This is a genomic window from Streptomyces sp. NPDC015661, from assembly GCF_043077765.1.
In the GTDB taxonomy this organism is placed as follows: domain Bacteria; phylum Actinomycetota; class Actinomycetes; order Streptomycetales; family Streptomycetaceae; genus Streptomyces.
In genome coordinates this window covers 43,744-63,891 of record NZ_JBIBST010000012.1, presented here as the reverse complement: position 1 = coordinate 63,891, position 20,148 = coordinate 43,744, and the positions used below count along the sequence as shown (strand labels likewise).

The following is a 20,148-nucleotide window of genomic DNA, read 5'->3' as shown; positions in this document are numbered from 1 at the left end:
GATCCGGCGCCCGTGGCTCCACTCACGCTCTTACTCCTCGTGCTCCCCGGTCGAAGGCTCCGTGCCCTCGACCGCCTCGGCGTCGACCTCGACCGACTCGACCACGCCCTCGGCGTCGTCGATGTCCTCGTCCTCGCTGCCCGCCTCGGCGTTCCGTGCGATGCCGACGACGGCATCGCGCTTGCCCAGGTTGATCAGCTGGACGCCCATGGTGTCACGGCCGGTCTCCCTGACTTCGTTGACTCGCGTACGAATCACACCGCCGGACAGCGTGATGGCGAGGATCTCGTCGGTCTCCTCGACCACCAGCGCGCCCACGAGCGAGCCGCGGTCCTCCACGATCTTGGCGGCCTTGATACCGAGGCCGCCACGGCCCTGGACGCGGTACTCGTCGACGGGGGTGCGCTTCGCGTACCCGCCGTCGGTCGCGGTGAAGACGAAAGTACCGGGCCGGACGACATTCATCGAGAGCAGCTCGTCGTCCTCACGGAAACTCATCCCCTTGACGCCCGAGGTGGCACGTCCCATCGGACGCAGCGCGTCGTCCGTGGCGGTGAAGCGGATCGACTGCGCCTTCTTCGAGATGAGCAGCAGGTCGTCCTCGGAGGAGACCAGCTCGGCGCCGATCAGCTCGTCGTCGCTGCCGTCCTCGCGCTCCCGCAGGTTGATCGCGATGACACCGCCGGAGCGGGGCGAGTCGTAGTCCTTCAGCGCGGTCTTCTTCACCAGACCGGCCTTGGTGCCGAGCACCAGGTACGGCGCGGCCTCGTAGTCGCGGATCGCCAGGATCTGGGCGATCTGCTCGTCCGGCTGGAAGGCGAGCAGGTTGGCCACGTGCTGGCCGCGCGCGTCCCGGCCGGCGTCCGGCAGCTCGTACGCCTTGGCACGGTAGACCCGGCCCTTGTTCGTGAAGAACAGCAGCCAGTGGTGGGTGGTGGAGACGAAGAAGTGGTCGACGATGTCGTCCTGCTTCAGCTTCGTGCCGCGCACACCCTTGCCGCCGCGCTTCTGCGAGCGGTAGTCCTCGGTCTTCGTCCGCTTCACATAGCCGCCGCGCGAGATCGTGACGACGATGTCCTCCTCGGCGATCAGGTCCTCGATGGACATGTCACCGTCGAAGGGCACGAGCTTGGAGCGGCGGTCGTCGCCGAACTTCTCGACGAGCGCGGCCAGTTCCTCGCTGACGATCGCCCGCTGGCGCTCCGGGGAGGCCAGGATCGCGTTGTACTCGTTGATCTTCGCCTGGAGCTCGTCGTGCTCGGCGATGATCTTCTGGCGCTCCAGGGCGGCGAGCCGGCGGAGCTGCATCTCCAGGATCGCGTTGGCCTGGATCTCGTCGATCGTGAGGAGGTCCATCAGGCCCGTCCGCGCGACCTCGACGGTCTCGCTGCGGCGGATGAGCGCGATGACCTCGTCGATCGCGTCGAGGGCCTTGAGCAGACCGCGCAGGATGTGGGCGCGCTCCTCGGCCTTGCGCAGCCGGAACTTCGTCCGGCGGACGATGACCTCGATCTGGTGCGTCACCCAGTGGCGGATGAACGCGTCGAGCGAGAGGGTGCGCGGCACGCCGTCGACGAGCGCCAGCATGTTCGCGCCGAAGTTCGTCTGCAGGTCGGTGTGCTTGTACAGGTTGTTGAGGACGACCTTGGCGACCGCGTCGCGCTTGAGCACGATGACCAGGCGCTGGCCGGTCCGGGACGAGGTCTCGTCGCGGACGTCGGCGATGCCGCCGATCTTGCCGTCCTTCACCAGGTCGGCGATCTTCTGCGCGAGGTTGTCGGGGTTGGTCTGGTACGGCAGCTCCGTGACCACCAGGCACTGGCGGTTCTGGATCTCCTCGACCTCGACGACCGCGCGCATCGTGATCGAGCCACGGCCGGTGCGGTACGCCTCCTCGATGCCCTTGCGGCCGACGACGAGCGCGCCGGTGGGGAAGTCGGGGCCCTTGATCCGCTCGATCAGCGCGTCGAGGAGCTCCTCGTGGCTGGCCTCGGGGTGCTCCAGCGCCCACTGGGCGCCGGCCGCGACCTCGCGCAGGTTGTGCGGCGGGATGTTGGTGGCCATACCGACCGCGATGCCGGCGGAGCCGTTGACCAGCAGGTTCGGGAACCGGGCCGGGAGGACCGTCGGCTCCTGGTTGCGGCCGTCGTAGTTGTCCGTGAAGTCGACGGTCTCCTCGTCGATGTCGCGGAGCATCTCCATCGACAGCGGCGCCATCTTGCACTCGGTGTAGCGCATGGCGGCGGCCGGGTCGTTGCCCGGGGAGCCGAAGTTGCCGTTGGAGTCGACGAGCGGCATGCGCATCGACCAGGGCTGGGCGAGGCGGACGAGCGCGTCGTAGATCGAGGAGTCGCCGTGCGGGTGGTACGTACCCATGACGTCACCGACGACGCGGGCGCACTTGTAGAAGCCCTTCTCGGGCCGGTAGCCGCCGTCGTACATCGCGTACAGCACGCGCCGGTGGACGGGCTTGAGCCCGTCCCGTACGTCGGGCAGCGCGCGGGACACGATGACGGACATCGCGTAGTCGAGGTACGAGCGCTGCATCTCGGTCTCGAGCCCGACGGGCTCGATCCGCAGCACGGGTTCCTGCTCTTCGGTGGTGCCAGGGGTGTTTTCGTCGGCCATTGCTGGTCGTCAGTCCTTTCGTACGGTCAGCTGAGACCGACTCAGATGTCGAGGAAGCGAACGTCCTTGGCGTTGCGCTGGATGAACGAGCGCCGTGCCTCGACGTCCTCGCCCATGAGCACCGAGAACAGGTCGTCGGCCTGGGCGGCGTCGTCCAGGGTGACCTGGCCGAGCACGCGGTGCTCGACGTCCATGGTGGTGACGCGCAGCTCCTCGGCGTTCATCTCGCCGAGGCCCTTGAAGCGCTGGATCGAGTCTTCCTTGATCCGCTTGCCGTTCTGCTTGCCCAGCTCGACGAGCGCGTCCCGCTCCCGGTCCGAGTAGGCGTACTCGAAGTCGTCCCGGCCCCACTTGATCTTGTAGAGCGGCGGGCGGGAGAGGTAGACGTGCCCGGCCTCGACCAGCGGCCGCATGAAGCGGAAGAGGAAGGTCAGCAGCAGGGTGTTGATGTGCTGGCCGTCGACGTCGGCGTCCGCCATCAGGATGATCTTGTGATAGCGGAGCTTCTCGATGTCGAAGTCCTCGTGCACACCGGTGCCGAAGGCGGAGATCAGCGCCTGGACCTCGGTGTTCTGCAGGATCTTGTCGACGCGGGCCTTCTCGACGTTCAGGATCTTGCCGCGGATCGGCAGGATGGCCTGGTACATCGGGTTGCGGCCGGACTTGGCCGAGCCGCCGGCGGAGTCACCCTCGACGATGAAGATCTCGCACTTGGACGGGTCGTTCGACTGGCAGTCGGAGAGCTTGCCCGGCAGCGAGGCCGACTCCAGGAGCCCCTTGCGGCGGGTCAGGTCGCGCGCCTTGCGCGCGGCCACGCGCGCGGTGGCGGCCTGGATCGACTTGCGGACGATGTCCGCGGCCTCGTTCGGGTTGCGGTCCAGCCAGTCGTTGAGGTGCTCGTAGACCGCCTTCTGGACGAAGGTCTTGACCTCCGTGTTGCCCAGCTTGGTCTTGGTCTGGCCCTCGAACTGCGGCTCGCTCAGCTTGACCGAGATGATCGCCGTCAGACCCTCGCGGATGTCGTCGCCCGTGAGGTTGTCGTCCTTCTCGCGGAGCAGCTTCTTGTCGCGCGCGTACTTGTTGATCAGCGAGGTCAGCGCCGCACGGAAGCCCTCCTCGTGCGTGCCGCCCTCGTGGGTGTGGATGATGTTGGCGAAGGAGTACACGCCCTCGCTGTAGCCGCTGTTCCACTGCATCGCGACCTCGAGGGACAGGTTCTTGTCCTTGTCCTCGGCGTCGAGGTCGATCACGGTGGGGTGGATCAGCTCGCCCTTGCGCGAGTTGAGGTACTTCACGAAGTCGACGATGCCGCCCTCGTAGTGGTACCTGACCGTGCGAGCGCTCGGCTCGGCGGCCGCCTCGGCGTCCGGGTCGTCGGCGCCGACGGTCGCCTTCGCGGACTCGCGCTCGTCGGTGAGCGTGATCGTCAGGCCCTTGTTGAGGAAGGCCATCTCCTGGAAGCGCCGCGAGAGCGTCTCGAAGGAGTACTCGGTGGTCTCGAAGATGTCCGGGTCGGCCCAGAACGTGACCGAGGTGCCGGTCTCGTCGGTCGTCTCGTGCTGGGCGAGGGGAGCCGTCGGGGCGCCCATCTTGTAGTCCTGCGTCCAGCGGTGGCCGTCCGTCTTGATCTCGACGGAGACCTTGGTGGACAGGGCGTTCACGACCGACACACCGACACCGTGCAGACCGCCGGAGACGGCGTAGCCGCCGCCGCCGAACTTGCCGCCCGCGTGCAGCACGGTCAGCACGACCTCGACGGCCGGCTTGCCCTCGGAGGCCACGATGCCCACGGGGATGCCACGGCCGTTGTCGACCACGCGCACGGCGCCGTCGGCCAGGATCGTCACGTCGATGGTGTCGGCGTGGCCGGCCAGTGCTTCGTCGACCGAGTTGTCGACGACCTCCTGCACCATGTGGTGCAGACCGCGCTCGCCGGTCGAGCCGATGTACATACCAGGGCGCTTGCGCACGGCATCCAGGCCTTCGAGGACCTGGATGTTGCTGGCGGTGTACTGGTTGTTCTCGTTGGGGTCGCCGGAATCGGCCACGAAGCGCCCTTTCTGGCACAGCACAGGCCGTTCTCCGGGCATACCGGAGCGGCTGCGTCGTTCGACATGTTCCGCAGGGTGGCGGGATTGTCTCCCAGTCTACCGGTAGCGCCGACACTCATGGGGGTTTGCCGGTACCTGAATGCGCATGTGCCGCCCTGGGCGGGAGCGAGACGACTCCCCATATCCGGATAGGGGCCCCAGAGGCCTTAGACGGCCACCCAGCGCTTCGAGCAGTAGCAGGCTGTGGGCACGTCCGCCGCCGCGTTGTGGGCAATCGTTCCGCAGGGCGGAACGGGTGGGCACAACGCCACCCGCGCGGCGCCCCGTGCTTGGACCCGCACCACGAGGACCTTGCGGTAGACCCCGCAGCGCGAGGCCCCGCACCGATCCGCCCGGCGCTCTAGCCGTACGTGTCCCCGGGCCCGACCGACCCCGGCGCCCGAAGCGGCCCGTACCCCCGCCGAGGCGCACCGGGCCCCAGCACCTTGATGAGCCGCACCGTCCCGTGCCCGAGGTCCTCGTTGAGCCGCGCCACCAGCGTCGGCGCGAGCAGCCGCAGCTGCGTCGCCCACGCCGTCGAGTCGCACTGCACGGTCAGCACCCGCGCGTCCGGCTCGTCGTCGAACTTCAGCGGTACGCAGTGCTTCGCCAGGTCCTCGCCGACGATCTGCGGCCAGCGGCCCATGACCCCGCCGACCGCCGCCGGGGTCTCCCAGCCGCGCTCGGTGATCAGCCGGTTGATCGCGGAGCCGAGCGCCATCGGGTCGCGTCCGTCGGCGCGCGCGCCGGAGCGCAGACCGCCCCCGCGCCGGGCCTGCTTCTTCTGCGCCGCGGCCGCGCCCTTCGCGCGGGCCTGCTCCTTGGCCGCGCGCAACGCGACCCGGGCGAGATCCACACCCGACGGCTCGGGTGCGGCCGGCCTGTCCACAGGCTGTGGGGAGTTCTCCTCGCTCATACGCGTTCCACCGTCCCTCCGGACACGGCGTAGCGCGTGCCCGTGAGCACGCCCGGCACGTCGTCGTCCACAGCCGCCGTGACGAGCACCTGCTCACCGGGCGCCACCAGCTCCGCGAGCCGCTCGCGCCGCCGCGCGTCCAGCTCGGCGAAGACGTCGTCGAGGACGAGGACCGGCTCGTTGCCCTCGGCCCGCAGCAGGTCGTACGAGGCCAGCCGCAGCGCCAGCGCGTACGACCAGGACTCGCCGTGGCTCGCGTACCCCTTCGCGGGGAGGTCGCCGAGCTTGAGGAGCAGCTCGTCCCTGTGGGGTCCGACGAGCGTGACGCCCCGCTCGATCTCCTGCTTGCGGACCTCGGCGAGCGCGGCGAGCAGCTGCTCGTACAGCTCCTCGCGGGTGTGCCCGGTGCCCGGCGCGGAGGGGCGGTACTCGAGGAGGATCGGTCCGCCGCCGGGGGCGAGCTGCTCGTACGCCTTGTCGGCGAGCGGCTGCAGTACGCCGATGAGGTCGAGCCGCTGGGCGAGCAGCTCGGCGCCCGCCCTGGCCAGGTGCTGGTCCCAGACGTCCAGGGTCGACAGGTCCATGCCCCGGCCGCCGTGGCGTCTGGCCATCGCCGCCGACTTCAGGAGGGTGTTGCGCTGCTTGAGCACGCGCTCGTAGTCGGAGCGCACGCCCGCCATGCGCGGCGTGCGTGCCGTGATCAGCTCGTCGAGGAAGCGCCGGCGCTCGCCGGGGTCGCCCTTGATCAGCGCCAGATCCTCGGGGGCGAACAGCACGGTCCGCACGATCCCGAGCACGTCACGCGGTCTGACCTGCGAGGACCTGTTGATACGGGCGCGGTTGGCCCGGCCCGGGTTGAGTTCCAGCTCGATCAGCTGGGAGCGCTCGCCCTGGGTGACGGCGGCGCGGATGACGGCGCGCTCCGCCCCCATGCGGACGAGCGGGGCGTCGGAGGCGACGCGGTGGCTGCCGAGGGTCGCGAGATAGCCGACGGCCTCGACCAGGTTGGTCTTGCCCTGGCCGTTCGCGCCCACGAAAGCGGTGACGCCCGGGTCGAGCGGGACCTCGACCCGGGCGTAGGAGCGGAAGTCGGCCAGCGAGAGATGCGTGACGTGCATGGTTGGGCGCCGACCTTCTTCCCCCGGCGGCTGTGCACCGCGGGGTGCACAGCCTGTGGATTACTTCTTCGTCTCGACCGCGTGGCCGCCGAACTGGTTGCGCAGCGCGGCGATCATCTTCATCTGCGGGGAGTCGTCCTGACGGGAGGCGAACCGCGCGAACAGCGAGGCGGTGATCGCCGGGAGCGGGACGGCGTTGTCGATGGCGGCCTCGACCGTCCACCGGCCCTCGCCGGAGTCCGACGCGTAGCCCCGCAGCTTGTCCAGGTGCTCGTCCTCGTCCAGCGCGTTCACCGCGAGGTCGAGCAGCCAGGAACGGATGACCGTGCCCTCCTGCCAGGAGCGGAAGACCTCGCGCACGTCGGTGACGGAGTCGACCTTCTCCAGGAGCTCCCAGCCCTCGGCGTAGGCCTGCATCATCGCGTACTCGATGCCGTTGTGGACCATCTTCGCGAAGTGGCCGGCGCCGACCTTGCCGGCGTGGACCGAGCCGAACTCGCCCTCGGGCTTGAGGGCGTCGAAGATCGGCTGGACCCGCGCGACGTCCTCGGCGGAGCCGCCGTACATCAGCGCGTAGCCGTTCTCCAGGCCCCACACACCGCCGGAGACACCGCAGTCGACGAAGCCGATGCCCTTGGCGGCGAGCTCCTCGGCGTGCTTCTCGTCGTCCGTCCAGCGCGAGTTGCCGCCGTCCACGACGATGTCGCCGGGGGAGAGCAGGTCGGCCAGCTCGTCGATGGTGGACTGGGTCGCGGCACCGGCCGGAACCATGACCCACACGACGCGCGGACCCTTGAGCTTGCCCACAAGCTCTTCCAGGCTGTGGACATCGGCGAGGTCCGGATTGCGGTCGTATCCGATGACGGTGTGGCCTGCGCGGCGGATGCGCTCACGCATGTTGCCGCCCATCTTGCCGAGACCGACGAGACCGAGCTCCATCAGAGATTCCTTAAGCGTCGTGTGCGGTTTACCCGGGTCCGAGCCTACGCCCGGACCCGGGTGCACACCTGTGGGGTCGGCCGCTCAGGCGATGCCCCGGCCGCGTCCTCCCGGGGAGCGACCCCCGGAGCCCCGGACCAGGATCAACCGGACAGGCGAACCGGCATGATCAGGTACTTGTAGGCCTCGTCCGCCTCCGCGTCGAGCGCGGGCTTGCCGCTCAGCAGCGCCGGCTTCGTGGAGGTCGTGAAGGAGAGCTGGGCGACGGGGGAACCGATCGCGCTCAGGCCCTCCAGCAGGAAGGTCGGGTTGAAGGCGATCGAGATGTCGTCGCCGTCCAGCTGCGCGTCCACACGCTCCACAGCCTGTGCATCGTCGCTGGAGCCGGCCTCCAGGATGAGCACGCCCTGCTCGAAGCTCAGCCGGACCGGGGTGTTGCGCTCGGCCACCAGGGCCACACGCTTGACGGCCTCCACGAAGGGGGCGGTCTCGATCACCGCGACCGAGTTGAACTCGGTGGGGAAGAGCGTCCGGTACTTCGGGAGGTCGCCCTCCAGGAGACGGGTGGTGGTGCGGCGGCCCGCGCCCTCGAAGCCGATGAGGCCCTCGCCCTTGCCGGAGCCGGAGAGCGCCAGGGTCACCGTGTCGCCGCTGGTGAGCGCCTTGGCGGTGTCCAGGAGGGTCTTCGCGGGCACCAGGGCGACCGCGGAGGCGTCCGGGGACTCCGGCTTCCACAGGAACTCGCGGACCGCGAAGCGGTAGCGGTCGGTGGAGGCCAGGGTGACCGTGTCGCCCTCGATCTCGATACGCACACCGGTGAGGACGGGCAGCGTGTCGTCGCGGCCGGCGGCGATGGCCACCTGCGCGGCGGCGGAGGCGAAGACCTCACCGGGGACCGTGCCGGTCGCGGTGGGCATCTCCGGGAGTGCCGGGTACTCCTCCACAGGCAGGGTGTGGAGGGTGAAGCGGGAGGAGCCGCAGACCACGGTCGCCCGTACACCGTCTGTGGAGATCTCCACGGGACGGTTGGGGAGGGCGCGGCAGATGTCGGCGAGCAGCCGGCCGGAGACGAGGACGGTGCCGTCCTCCTCCACCTCGGCCTCGACCGAGACCCGGGCGGAGACCTCGTAGTCGAAGCTCGAGAAGCTCAGGGCGCCGTCCTCGGCCTTCAGGAGAAGGCCCGCGAGCACGGGCGCCGGCGGACGGGCCGGGAGACTGCGGGCCACCCAGGCCACCGCCTCCGCGAGTACATCGCGCTCCACCCGGATCTTCACCGGAACCGCCTCCTGCTGTTGCTGGCTCTTCGTCGACTGCGGGAACCAGTCTGACGTACGCCACCGACACTCGGTGCTGCTCGGGGTCAAGTCGCGACAAGAGCGCGTCGGAGCTCCGGCGCCGAGTTGTGCACAGGTCCCACTTCGAAGCGAATTCCGGGCTAACTCTATGTGGGAGTAGTAGTAGGGCCTGTGGAAACCGTGGATAACGTCGTTTGCGCAGGCCAGGCCCGGTTTTTTGTCCACCGAGGCTGTGGGTGGAGCCCGTGGACAACCGGGGGTATCTGTGGACACCCGAAAGTTCTGCACAGCCGGTACACAGGCCATGGGGAGTTCTCCCCAGCGCTGTCCCCAGCTTTCCCCAGGTTCCCCACAGCCCAAACGTCTCCCTTGGTGTGACCGCTTTCACTCGGGCCAGTGAGCGGGGGCGTTTCGTTGCCGAACAGTGGACAGCGGTGTGGAGAAGCTGTGGGCAACCGACCGCCCCCTGTGGGTAGCCAGTGGACAACCCTCGGGGCCCCCTGTGGACGAAAGATTCATCCACAGCCTGTGGAGATCGTTTGCCAACAATTCCACAAGGGCCTGACCTGCGGTGATGATCTGTCACCAGGCCGGCCTGTGGACACAATCCGGATAACTCAACAGTCCCCACCCTGTGGACGGGAGATCATCCCCCAATCTGTGGAGAACCCGCCACCGGAACGGAGTAATCGAACAGGGCAGGGGAAGTTGGGGACGGGCGGAGCACCGCGGGAACGACGAAGGGCGCCCCGGGAGGTGTCCCGGAGCGCCCTTGCGGAGCTTCTGGAGGGGTCGTGGAGGGCCGCGTCAGCCGTTCTTGATGCGGTTGGTGAGCTCGGTGACCTGGTTGTAGATGGAGCGCCGCTCCGCCATCAGGGCACGGATCTTCCGGTCCGCGTGCATCACCGTCGTGTGGTCGCGGCCGCCGAACTGCGCGCCGATCTTCGGCAGCGACAGGTCCGTGAGCTCACGGCACAGGTACATGGCGATCTGCCGGGCCGTCACCAGGACGCGGCTGCGCGAGGATCCACAGAGGTCCTCCACCGTCAGACCGAAGTAGTCGGCGGTGGCCGCCATGATCGCGGGAGCGGTGATCTCCGGAGAGCTGTCCTCGCCCCCGGGGATCAGGTCCTTGAGGACGATCTCGGTCAGCCCGAGGTCCACCGGCTGCCGGTTGAGGCTCGCGAAGGCCGTCACCCGGATCAGCGCGCCCTCCAGCTCACGGATGTTCCGCGAGATCCGCGAGGCGATGAACTCCAGCACCTCCGGCGGGGCGTTGAGCTGCTCCTGCACCGCCTTCTTGCGGAGGATCGCGATGCGCGTCTCCAGCTCCGGCGGCTGCACATCGGTCGTGAGGCCCCACTCGAAGCGGTTGCGGAGCCGGTCCTCCAGGGTGACCAGCTGCTTGGGCGGCCGGTCGGAGGAGAGCACGATCTGCTTGTTCGCGTTGTGCAGGGTGTTGAAGGTGTGGAAGAACTCCTCCTGCGTCGACTCCTTGCTCGCCAGGAACTGGATGTCGTCGACGAGCAGGATGTCCACATCGCGGTAGCGCTTGCGGAAGGCGTCGCCCTTGCCGTCGCGGATCGAGTTGATGAACTCGTTGGTGAACTCCTCGGAGCTCACGTACCGCACGCGCGTGCCCGGGTAGAGGCTCCGCGCGTAGTGTCCGATCGCGTGCAGCAGGTGGGTCTTGCCCAGACCCGACTCCCCGTAGATGAAGAGCGGGTTGTACGCCTTCGCCGGCGCCTCGGCCACCGCGACCGCGGCCGCGTGCGCGAACCGGTTCGAGGAACCGATGACGAAGGTGTCGAAGAGGTACTTGGGGTTCAGCCGGGCGTGCTGCTCCCCCGGAGCGCCGGCGCCCTGTCCGGAGGAAGAGGAGCCGGGACCGCCGCCCGGCACACCGCCGGGGCCGGGGACCGGACCGCCGGGCCGGGGGCCGGGACGCGGACCGTGGTTCTGCGGATCGGGTAGCTCGGCGCGCTCGGGCCGCGGCGGCTCGTAGCCGCGGGCCGGCTCGTCGTAGCGGGTCCCCCGGGACTGCTCCGGACCGGTGTACGGGGCGCGCTCCTGGTAGCCGCCGAGCCGCGGCTGCTGCCAGGAGAGGTCCTCCTGGGTGCGCGGCCAGGCACCGGGGTCGGGCCGCTGCGGCTGCGGGTAGTCCGGATAGGCGGGGCGAGCGGTGGGCAGCCCGTCGTCGGGCATCGGCCGGTGGCCGTACCCCTCGTACTTCTCGTACGGCTCGGGCTGCGCGCGCTCGTCGTAGCGGGGCTGCTGCTGCACCGGGGGCGCCGGCGGCGTCGGCTCGCCGACGGAGTCGTCGACGGTGATCGCGATCCGGATCGGCCGGCCGCACTCACGGCTGAGGGTCTCGCTGATCAGCGGGGCGAGCCGGCCTTCGAGGACCCGCTTGCCCCACTCGTTGGGTACGGCGAGCAGCGCCGTGTCCGCGACCAGGGCGAGCGGCTGGCAGCGCTCGATCCACTGCTTGTCCTTGGGCTCGATTCCCTGCTGGCCCTCCGCGAGGAGCTGCTCGAGGACGCGTGGCCACACTGCGGCAAGATCGGCAGGTACGTCAGCCACAGGGCACGCTTTCTCGCAGGTCCCACGATGGTGTGGTTCTCGGGGACAGTGGGGCGAAGTCCGTGAGGACGGGTCCGCCCGGGACAGGTGAGGACAGAACGGAAAAAGATTGTGGAGACCGTCCACGGTAGTCGGGCCGGATGACGTGGTTCAAGTTGTTGTCCACAGCCTGTGCACAATGGGGGGTGGCGACAGGTCGGTTTGACCGGATGGCGTAGCCGCGCGTACCGTAACCAGGTCGAGTTGTCGATGGCTGCTGCCGCCTGCCTCCGATGGGCAAAGATCACGGTCAGTGATCGTGTAGCGGTGCACTCGGGCGTATTGCGAGCTACTCGTGGGCGCACGGTGACAGCCAGGCGATGTCCCGCCATCTACGAATCATTTCTGGAGCCCCCGAGTGAGCAAGCGCACCTTCCAGCCGAACAACCGTCGTCGCGCGAAGACCCACGGCTTCCGCCTGCGCATGCGCACGCGTGCCGGTCGCGCCATCCTTGCGAACCGCCGTTCCAAGGGTCGCTCGGCGCTGTCCGCCTGATCCACTTAAACAGGTCATGACGTGCTGCCTACCGAGAATCGGCTGAGGCGGCGCGAGGACTTCGCAACCGCGGTACGCCGAGGTCGCCGGGCCGGTCGCCCGCTCCTCGTCGTCCACCTACGCAGCGGTGCAACGGACCCGCACGCGCCTGGGGAGAGCGCTTCCCCGACGCGTGCGGGTTTCGTCGTGAGCAAGGCCGTGGGCGGTGCGGTCGTACGCAACCAGGTGAAGCGACGCCTGCGCCATCTCGTCCGCGACCGTCTCTCCGAGCTGCCCCCCGGTAGCCTGGTGGTCGTACGGGCGTTGCCCGGAGCCGGCGACGCCGATCACGCACAGCTGGCCCGAGACCTGGACGCCGCTCTCCAGCGGCTGCTGGGAGGGGGCGCGCGATGAAGTACCCGCTGCTGGCTCTCATCAAGCTGTACCAGTGGACGATCAGCCCTCTTCTGGGCCCCGTCTGCCGGTACTACCCGTCGTGTTCCCACTACGGATTCACGGCCATCGACCGGCATGGCGCGATCAAGGGCACGGCCCTGACCGCCTGGCGGATCCTGCGGTGCAACCCGTGGTCGCCCGGCGGTGTGGATCACGTCCCCCCGCGCAAGCGCCCCCGCTGGCACGAGATGCTGCGGAACGCGCTGCGCGGCGACAAGGGCGGACCCACCGCCGAGACGAGCCCGGCCGCCGAGACCTCGCCCAATGCTCAAGGAGCCTGATTAGTGGACACGATTGCCAGTCTGTTCAGCTTCATCACCTGGCCCGTTTCCTGGGTCATCGTCCAGTTCCACAAGATGTACGGGGCGATCTTCGGCCCTGACACCGGCTGGGCCTGGGGTCTCTCCATCGTGTCCCTGGTGGTGCTGATCCGTATCTGCCTGATCCCGCTCTTCGTGAAGCAGATCAAGTCGACGCGGAACATGCAGGCGCTCCAGCCGAAGATGAAGGCGATCCAGGAGCGCTACAAGAGCGACAAGCAGCGTCAGTCCGAAGAGATGATGAAGCTGTACAAGGAGACGGGTACCAACCCGCTCTCCTCGTGCCTTCCCATCCTGGCGCAGTCGCCGTTCTTCTTCGCCCTGTACCACGTGCTCTCGGCCATCGCCAACGGCGAGACCATCGGCGTCATCAACCAGTCGCTGCTCGAGAGCGCCCGTCAGGCCCATATCTTCGGCGCCCCGCTGGCCGCCAAGTTCACGGACAGCGCCGCGGAGGCCCAGGCCCTCGGTGCCTCGATCACCGATGTGCGCGTCGTGACGGCGATCATGATCATCATGATGTCGGCCTCGCAGTTCTTCACCCAGCGCCAGCTGATGATGAAGAACGTCGACCTCTCGGTGAAGACCCCGTACATGCAGCAGCAGAAGATGCTCATGTACATCTTCCCGCTGATCTTCGCCGGCATGGGCATCAACTTCCCCGTCGGTGTCCTCGTCTACTGGCTGACCACCAACGTGTGGACCATGGGCCAGCAGATGTACGTGATCAACCAGAACCCGACGCCGGGAAGCAAGGCCCAGGACGCCTACCTCCAGCGCCTGCTGAAGAGCATCACGCAGCACGGTGAGGTCCGCGGCCGTCGCCGCAAGAACATCGTCAAGGTGGTCGTGGCCAAGGGCGGCGACCGCAACGAGAACGAGCGCCGCTTCTTCACGGGCCTCTCCAAGGCCGGCTTCGCCGCCCAGGCCGACGGCACCGTGATCAAGGGCGACACCCTCGTGGCCGAGGCCGAGGGCGGTGCTGCCGCCAGGCGCCAGCAGCCCAAGCGCCAGACCAAGGCCCAGCGCCAGGCCTCCGCCGCCCCGCACGCCACGGCGAAGGACACCGAGGACGTCTCCGCTCCGGCCGCCGACGAGGCGACCACCTCGCTGGAGAAGAAGCCCCAGGCTCCGGCCACGAGCGAGGCCAAGGACGAGACGCAGGCCGACAAGCCCCAGCGTCCGAGCCGCGCCAACTCCGGAGGCTCCCGTCAGGGCAAGTCCGGCCAGGGTCAGCGCAAGGGCCAGCAGCGGCCCAAGCACCCGTCCTCCAAGAAGTAAGCCCTCCCAGAAGCAAGAAGGAGTCCATCCGTGACGGAAGGCACCACCTCCGCCGCCGCCGAGGGTGGCGACACCCTGACCCGCCTGGAGCAGGAGGGTGAGATCGCGGCCGACTACCTCGAGGGCCTGCTCGACATCGCCGACCTCGACGGCGACATCGACATGGACGTCGAGGCGGACCGGGCCGCGGTCTCGATCATCAGCGACTCCAGCAGCCGCGACCTGCAGAAGCTCGTGGGCCGCGACGGCGAGGTCCTGGAGGCTCTCCAGGAGCTGACCCGCCTTGCCGTGCACCGCGAGACCGGTGACCGCAGCCGACTGATGCTCGACATCGCCGGCTTCCGGGCCAAGAAGCGTGCCGAGCTCGCCGAGCTGGGCGCCAAGGCCGCGGCCGAGGTGAAGTCCACGGGCCAGCCGGTCAAGCTGGACCCGATGACGCCGTTCGAGCGCAAGGTCGTGCACGACGCGATCGCCGCCGCCGGTCTGCGCAGTGAGTCCGAGGGCGAGGAGCCGCAGCGCTTCGTCGTTGTGCTCCCGGCCTGAACCCTCACGTAGTGTCGGCCCCGTCTGTTCGCAGGCGGGGCCGATCTTTGTCAGCCTTGATAGTCAGCCACCACAGTGCGCTCGCACGCGAGTCGTGCGGTACGGAAGGACGGTTCCCGTGACGGAGGCAGCGGAGCTCCCCGAGGCGCCGGAGCAGGCGCGGACAGTCTTCGGTGAGTACTTCCCGGAGGCCGTGCGGTACGCGGAGCTGCTCGCGGACGCGGGTGTGAAGCGCGGTCTGATCGGCCCGCGCGAGGTCCCGCGTCTCTGGGAGCGCCACCTGCTGAACTGCGCCGTGCTGTCGGAGGTCGTCCCCGAGGGCGTCACCGTCTGCGATGTGGGCTCGGGCGCCGGTCTCCCCGGTATCCCCCTGGCTCTGGTCCGGCCCGACCTGAAGATCACGCTCCTGGAGCCGCTCCTGCGCAGGACGAACTTCCTCCAGGAGGTCGTGGAGCTGCTCGGCCTCGACCATGTGACCGTGGTCCGGGGGCGGGCGGAGGAGATGCTCGGCAAGATCACGCCGGTGCACGTGGTGACCGCCCGCGCGGTGGCCCCGCTCGACCGGCTGGCCGGCTGGGGCGTTCCCCTGCTGCGCCCGTACGGCGAGATGCTGGCGCTCAAGGGCGACACCGCGCAGGAGGAGATCGACGGTGCTCGCGCCGCGCTCTCCCGGCTCGGTGTGGTGGAGACCTCGGTCGTTCAGGTGGGCGAGGGCATCGTCGATCCGCTGTCCACGGTCGTCCGGGTGGAGGTCGGCGAGAGCCCCGGTGGTGTGCGGTTCGCGGCCAAGCGGGCCAAGGCCGCCCGGACCAGCAAGACCCGTCGGCGCCGCTGAGCGTCGCATACGTACCATTTCGGAGTGTCGAACGGTCCCGGCCGGGCGGCAGGGGCATGGTGTTTCACGTGAAACGTCGCTCACTGCTGCAGGGGATCATCAGCCGCGGTCGCGCGGCTGCCACGCCCCGGGACCGTAGACCCCGCGTGAAGCCACCCGCGAGGGTTACGGAGTTGTCCACAGAGGTGGATTCACCCACAGAACCACCGACCTCGCTGGTTCACGACCCCGAAAGCATGGCAGGCTCTCCTCATCGCGAGCCTGAAGCCGAGGAGAGTGAATCCTTGCGGTCCGACGCCAACATCGCGGGACCGATGACCGATCCGGTCCCCGGTCCCCGAACCGAATCGGTGGGGGAGGATGTTTCACGTGAAACACCGCCCCCCATGGACGACACCCCCATCGGTCGTGCTGCCCAGCTGGCAGTAGAGGCGCTGGGTCGTGCCGGTGAGGGTCTTCCCCGCCCGGCTGAGACTCGCGTGATGGTCGTCGCCAATCAGAAGGGCGGCGTGGGCAAGACGACCACGACGGTCAACCTTGCCGCGTCCCTGGCGCTGCACGGCGCCCGGGTCCTGGTCATCGACCTGGACCCGCAGGGCAATGCTTCGACGGCGCTGGGCATCGACCACCACGCCGAGGTCCCCTCGATCTACGACGTTCTGGTGGACAGCAAGCCGCTCTCGGACGTGGTGCAGCCGGTCATGGACGTCGAGGGCCTCTTCTGCGCCCCCGCCACCATCGACCTGGCCGGCGCCGAGATCGAGCTGGTGTCGCTGGTGGCCCGTGAGAGCCGCCTGCAGCGGGCGATCCAGGCCTATGAGCAGCCGCTGGACTACATCCTGATCGACTGCCCGCCCTCGCTCGGCCTCCTCACGGTCAACGCCATGGTGGCCGGCGCGGAGGTACTGATCCCGATCCAGTGCGAGTACTACGCGCTGGAGGGGCTCGGACAGCTCCTGCGGAACGTCGACCTGGTCCGGGGGCACCTCAACCCGGCGCTCCACGTCTCCACGATTCTGCTCACCATGTACGACGGCAGGACGAGGCTCGCCTCCCAGGTCGCCGACGAGGTGCGCAGCCACTTCGCCGAGGAGGTGCTGCGGACCAGCATTCCGAGGTCCGTCCGTATCTCGGAGGCGCCGAGCTACGGGCAGACGGTCCTCACCTACGACCCGGGCTCCAGCGGCGCCCTGTCGTATCTCGAAGCGGCCCGTGAGATCGCCCTGCGGGGGGTCGCCGTGCAGTACGACCCGCAGCACGCCCATGTAGGGCACCAGAACAACCAGCACAGCATGTCGGAGGGGATCCAGTGAGCGAGCGACGTAGGGGATTGGGGCGTGGGCTCGGAGCGCTGATCCCCGCTGCTCCCCAGGAACGGCAGGTGGAACGAGGGGTGGCCGCCGCCAAGCTGGCGACGCTGCCGCAGAGCGCGCAGGCCCCGGAGTCGACTCCGATGTGGAACGAGCCGGAGCCGGCGGCCCTGCCGGAGCCCCCGGCCGGTGCCTACTTCACCGAGCTTCCGATCGACGCCATCGTCCCCAACCGGCATCAGCCGCGTGAGATCTTCGACGAGGACGCGCTGGCGGAGCTCGTCACCTCCATCAAGGAGGTCGGCCTGCTCCAGCCCGTGGTCGTGCGCAAGATCGAGGCCGACCGCTACGAGCTCGTCATGGGTGAGCGTCGTCTGCGGGCGTCGACGACGGCGGGTCTTGAGCGGATCCCGGCGATCGTCCGGGACACCGACGACGAGAAGATGCTCCTGGACGCGCTCCTGGAGAACCTTCACCGGGCCCAGCTGAATGCGATCGAAGAGGCCCACGCCTACGAGCAGCTGCTCAAGGACTTCGGCTGCACCCATGACCAGCTCGCGGAGCGGATCGGACGCTCCCGTCCGCAGATCTCCAACACGCTGCGTCTGCTGCGGCTCTCGCTGCCGGTGCAGCGCCGGGTCGCCGCCGGAGTGCTCTCCGCGGGCCACGCGCGGGCGCTGCTCGGTGTCGAGGACCCGGACGCCCAGGACAAGCTGGCGTATCGGATCGTCTCCGAGGGCCTCTCGGTGCGCAGCGTCGAGGAGATCGTGAGTCTCATGGGCTCCGAGGAGCCCGCGTCCGCGGTCAAGCCGAAGGGCCCGCGTGCCGGTGGCCGTGTCTCGCCCGCGCTCACGGACCTCGCCACCCGTCTCTCCGACCGCTTCGAGACCCGGGTGAAGGTCGACCTGGGGCAGAAGAAGGGCAAGATCGTCGTCGAGTTCGCTTCGATGGACGATCTGGACCGGATCCTCTCGACCCTGGCTCCCGGCGAGGGACGGGTCATGGACCACAAGAACACCGAGCAGGGCACAGAGGGCTGACCCCTTTTCCGCTCGGCGAGGACGCCCAGGGCGGGCCGTGCTCCGGTCTTCACCGGAACGCGGCCCGCCCTTTGCCTGTGAGCGGTATCGCCCCGATCGCCCGATCGATACGATTCCGAGAGGCGTATCCGTGCTCGATGGCGAGGAAGCGAGGGGCTGCCGTGGGGCGTCGGCTCGTACCGCTCACGCTGGACAACCTTCCGGATCTCCCCAAGCGGTGTCGCTCCTGTGTTTTCTGGGAGCTCGACCCGGTCAGTGGTGAGGCGGCGGTGAAGGCGGGTCGCCCGGAGCTGGAGAAGGAGGCCTGGATCTCGGCCGTTCTCCTGGAGTGGGGCTCCTGTGGCCGGGTGGTCTACGTCGACGAGGTACCGGTCGGTTACGTCCTCTACGCTCCCCCGGCCTATGTGCCGCGCTCGACGGCCTTCCCGACGAGCCCCGTGGCGGCGGACGCCGTCCAGCTGATGACGGCCTGGATCATGCCGGGGTATCAGGGACAGGGACTGGGCCGTGTGGTGGTGCAGACCGTGGCCAAGGACGTGATGAGGCGGGGCTTCAAGGCGATCGAGGCGTTCGGGGACGCCCGGTGGAAGGAGCCTGCCTGTGTGCTCCCGGCCGACCATCTTCTGGCGGTGGGCTTCAAGACCGTGCGCCCGCACCATGCCTTCCCCCGGCTGCGGCTGGAGCTGAGGACGACGCTCTCCTGGAAGGAGGACGTCGAGATGGCTCTGGACCGTCTGCTCGGCGCCGTGCAGAAGGAGCCTGCCCTGCGGCCTCTCTAGTGTCGGAGAACGAGAACGGCCCGCCCCCACTGGGGGCGGGCCGTTTCACGTGAAACATGCGGCGGGTGTCAGGCCTTGGTGGGCTCGACGAAGTCCGCCAGGTCGCGCAGGATGGCGGCCTTCGGCTTGGCGCCGACGATGGTCTTCGCGACCTCGCCGCCCTGGTAGACGTTGAGCGTCGGGATAGACATGACGCCGTACTTGGCAGCCGTGGCCGGGTTCTCGTCGATGTTGAGCTTCACGACCTCGATCTCGCCGTGCTCGGCGGCGATGGCCTCGAGCGACGGGGCGATCTGACGGCACGGGCCGCACCAGGCAGCCCAGAAGTCCACCAGGACGGGCTTGTCGCTCTTGAGGACGACCTCGTCGAAGTCTGCGTCGGTCACGTTCTTCAGGGCGCCGGCCACGGCGGCCTCCTTATTTCGCGGGGTGTGGGGTGGGGAGAGACGGGGTCAGACCGCGGGGGTCTCGGCCAGCTTCTCGCTGTCGGCGAGAGCGGCCAGGAAGCGCTCGGCGTCGAGTGCGGAGGAGCAGCCGGTGCCGGCGGCCGTGATGGCCTGGCGGTAGGTGTGGTCGACGACGTCGCCGGCGGCGAAGACACCCGTGAGGTTCGTGCGCGTCGACGGGGCGGCGACCTTGAGGTAGCCCTCCTCGTCGAGGTCCAGCTGGCCCTTGAAGAGCTCGGTCCGCGGGTCGTGGCCGACGGCGATGAAGAGGCCGGTGACGGGGAGCTGGCGGGTCTCACCGGTCTTCGTGTCGCGCAGGGTCAGACCGCTGAGCTTCTGCTCGCCGTGGATCTCGGTGACCTCGCTGTCCCAGGCGAAGGAGATCTTCGGGTCGGCGAAGGCGCGCTCCTGCATGGCCTTGGAGGCACGCAGGGTGTCGCGGCGGTGGACGATCGTGACGGACTTGGCGAAGCGCGAGAGGAAGGTGGCCTCCTCGATCGCGGTGTCGCCGCCGCCGACGACGGCGATGTCCTGGTCCTTGAAGAAGAACCCGTCACAGGTGGCGCACCAGGAGACACCGCGGCCGGAGAGCGCGTCCTCGTTGGGGAGGCCGAGCTTGCGGTGCTGGGAGCCGGTGGTGACGATCACGGCCTTGGCGCGGTGCACGGTGCCGGCGGTGTCGGTGACGGTCTTGATGTCACCGGTCAGGTCGACGGCGACGACATCGTCCGGGATCAGCTCGGCGCCGAAGCGCTCGGCCTGGGCCCGCATGTTGTCCATCAGGTCCGGGCCCATGATTCCGTCACGGAAACCGGGGAAGTTCTCGACCTCGGTCGTGTTCATCAGGGCGCCACCGGCGGTGACGGCACCTTCGAAGACCAGAGGCTTCAGCGACGCTCGGGCCGTGTAGAGCGCAGCGGTGTAACCCGCGGGCCCGGAGCCGATGATGATCACGTTACGGACGTCGCTCACGGGTTTCTTCCTCGTCTCTGCAGACTGCCACTGCCTACGGGGGCGGTTGTCTCGGTCGCTCTCACCCCACCCAACGGATCCTA

At 68.8% G+C, this 20,148-nt stretch carries 18 protein-coding genes; 9 read left to right on the top strand and 9 right to left on the bottom strand.

Annotated elements, in window-relative coordinates:
- Positions 1–30 precede the first annotated feature (30 nt).
- From gyrA to dnaA, 7 genes are all read right to left on the bottom strand, one after another.
- Positions 31–2,628 carry a DNA gyrase subunit A gene (gene gyrA / locus ACF07V_RS29745; RefSeq protein WP_392158768.1) on the bottom strand — a complete coding sequence of 866 codons (2,598 nt, stop codon included), beginning with the start codon at positions 2,626–2,628 and terminating at the stop codon, positions 31–33.
- A 41-nt stretch (positions 2,629–2,669) separates the two neighbouring features.
- The gene (gyrB, locus tag ACF07V_RS29740) at positions 2,670–4,700 is read right to left on the bottom strand and encodes a DNA topoisomerase (ATP-hydrolyzing) subunit B (RefSeq protein WP_392158767.1); all 2,031 of its coding nucleotides are present in this window, start codon (positions 4,698–4,700) and stop codon (positions 2,670–2,672) included.
- Positions 4,701–5,079: 379 nt separating this feature from the next.
- Positions 5,080–5,634 carry a DUF721 domain-containing protein gene (locus ACF07V_RS29735; RefSeq protein WP_392158766.1) on the bottom strand — a complete coding sequence of 185 codons (555 nt, stop codon included), beginning with the start codon at positions 5,632–5,634 and terminating at the stop codon, positions 5,080–5,082.
- Positions 5,631–6,752 carry a DNA replication/repair protein RecF gene (gene recF, locus ACF07V_RS29730; RefSeq protein WP_392158765.1) on the bottom strand — a complete coding sequence of 374 codons (1,122 nt, stop codon included), beginning with the start codon at positions 6,750–6,752 and terminating at the stop codon, positions 5,631–5,633. Before recF ends, ACF07V_RS29735 begins: the two co-directional genes overlap by 4 nt.
- A gap of 60 nt (positions 6,753–6,812) precedes the next feature.
- Positions 6,813–7,691, bottom strand: coding sequence for a phosphogluconate dehydrogenase (NAD(+)-dependent, decarboxylating) (gnd, locus tag ACF07V_RS29725; protein ID WP_026058396.1), 879 nt, complete (start codon positions 7,689–7,691; stop codon positions 6,813–6,815).
- A 143-nt stretch (positions 7,692–7,834) separates the two neighbouring features.
- Positions 7,835–8,965: a DNA polymerase III subunit beta gene (gene dnaN / locus ACF07V_RS29720; RefSeq protein ID WP_086826572.1), complete on the bottom strand. Its 1,131-nt coding sequence runs from the start codon at positions 8,963–8,965 to the stop codon at positions 7,835–7,837.
- 828 nt (positions 8,966–9,793) lie between these two features.
- A complete protein-coding gene (gene dnaA / locus ACF07V_RS29715) occupies positions 9,794–11,569 on the bottom strand; it encodes a chromosomal replication initiator protein DnaA (protein ID WP_392158764.1) in 1,776 nt (591 codons plus the stop codon).
- Positions 11,570–11,966: 397 nt separating this feature from the next.
- Here dnaA and rpmH point away from each other — a divergent pair, with 397 nt between their 5' ends.
- The 9 genes from rpmH (at position 11,967) to ACF07V_RS29670 (ending at position 18,647) form a co-directional block, all read left to right on the top strand.
- Positions 11,967–12,104 (top strand): 50S ribosomal protein L34, encoded by a 138-nt coding sequence (gene rpmH, locus ACF07V_RS29710; protein WP_007265229.1) that lies wholly within the window; start codon positions 11,967–11,969, stop codon positions 12,102–12,104.
- A 21-nt stretch (positions 12,105–12,125) separates the two neighbouring features.
- The gene (gene rnpA / locus ACF07V_RS29705) at positions 12,126–12,497 is read left to right on the top strand and encodes a ribonuclease P protein component (protein ID WP_392158763.1); all 372 of its coding nucleotides are present in this window, start codon (positions 12,126–12,128) and stop codon (positions 12,495–12,497) included.
- Positions 12,494–12,820: a membrane protein insertion efficiency factor YidD gene (gene yidD / locus ACF07V_RS29700; protein ID WP_369145306.1), complete on the top strand. Its 327-nt coding sequence runs from the start codon at positions 12,494–12,496 to the stop codon at positions 12,818–12,820. The genes rnpA and yidD overlap by 4 nt, the downstream gene beginning before the upstream one ends.
- A 3-nt stretch (positions 12,821–12,823) precedes the next feature.
- On the top strand, positions 12,824–14,140 hold the full coding sequence (gene yidC / locus ACF07V_RS29695; RefSeq protein ID WP_392158762.1) for a membrane protein insertase YidC: 1,317 nt from the start codon (positions 12,824–12,826) through the stop codon (positions 14,138–14,140).
- A 30-nt stretch (positions 14,141–14,170) separates the two neighbouring features.
- Positions 14,171–14,683, top strand: coding sequence for a R3H domain-containing nucleic acid-binding protein (locus tag ACF07V_RS29690; RefSeq protein ID WP_030685783.1), 513 nt, complete (start codon positions 14,171–14,173; stop codon positions 14,681–14,683).
- Positions 14,684–14,801: 118 nt separating this feature from the next.
- Complete coding sequence (rsmG, locus tag ACF07V_RS29685; RefSeq protein WP_392158761.1) at positions 14,802–15,518, top strand: 16S rRNA (guanine(527)-N(7))-methyltransferase RsmG; 717 nt, start codon at positions 14,802–14,804, stop codon at positions 15,516–15,518.
- Positions 15,519–15,754: 236 nt separating this feature from the next.
- Complete coding sequence (locus ACF07V_RS29680) at positions 15,755–16,831, top strand: ParA family protein (RefSeq protein WP_392158760.1); 1,077 nt, start codon at positions 15,755–15,757, stop codon at positions 16,829–16,831.
- On the top strand, positions 16,828–17,868 hold the full coding sequence (locus tag ACF07V_RS29675; RefSeq protein WP_392158759.1) for a ParB/RepB/Spo0J family partition protein: 1,041 nt from the start codon (positions 16,828–16,830) through the stop codon (positions 17,866–17,868). The genes ACF07V_RS29680 and ACF07V_RS29675 overlap by 4 nt, the downstream gene beginning before the upstream one ends.
- 161 nt (positions 17,869–18,029) lie before the next feature.
- Complete coding sequence (locus ACF07V_RS29670; RefSeq protein ID WP_392158936.1) at positions 18,030–18,647, top strand: GNAT family N-acetyltransferase; 618 nt, start codon at positions 18,030–18,032, stop codon at positions 18,645–18,647.
- A gap of 68 nt (positions 18,648–18,715) precedes the next feature.
- Here ACF07V_RS29670 and trxA read toward each other — a convergent pair whose 3' ends face one another.
- Both trxA and trxB read right to left on the bottom strand, forming a co-directional pair.
- Positions 18,716–19,054 (bottom strand): thioredoxin, encoded by a 339-nt coding sequence (gene trxA / locus ACF07V_RS29665; protein ID WP_392158758.1) that lies wholly within the window; start codon positions 19,052–19,054, stop codon positions 18,716–18,718.
- Between the two features lie 45 nt (positions 19,055–19,099).
- A complete protein-coding gene (gene trxB, locus ACF07V_RS29660) occupies positions 19,100–20,065 on the bottom strand; it encodes a thioredoxin-disulfide reductase (RefSeq protein ID WP_392158757.1) in 966 nt (321 codons plus the stop codon).
- Between the last annotated feature and the right edge of the window lie 83 nt (positions 20,066–20,148).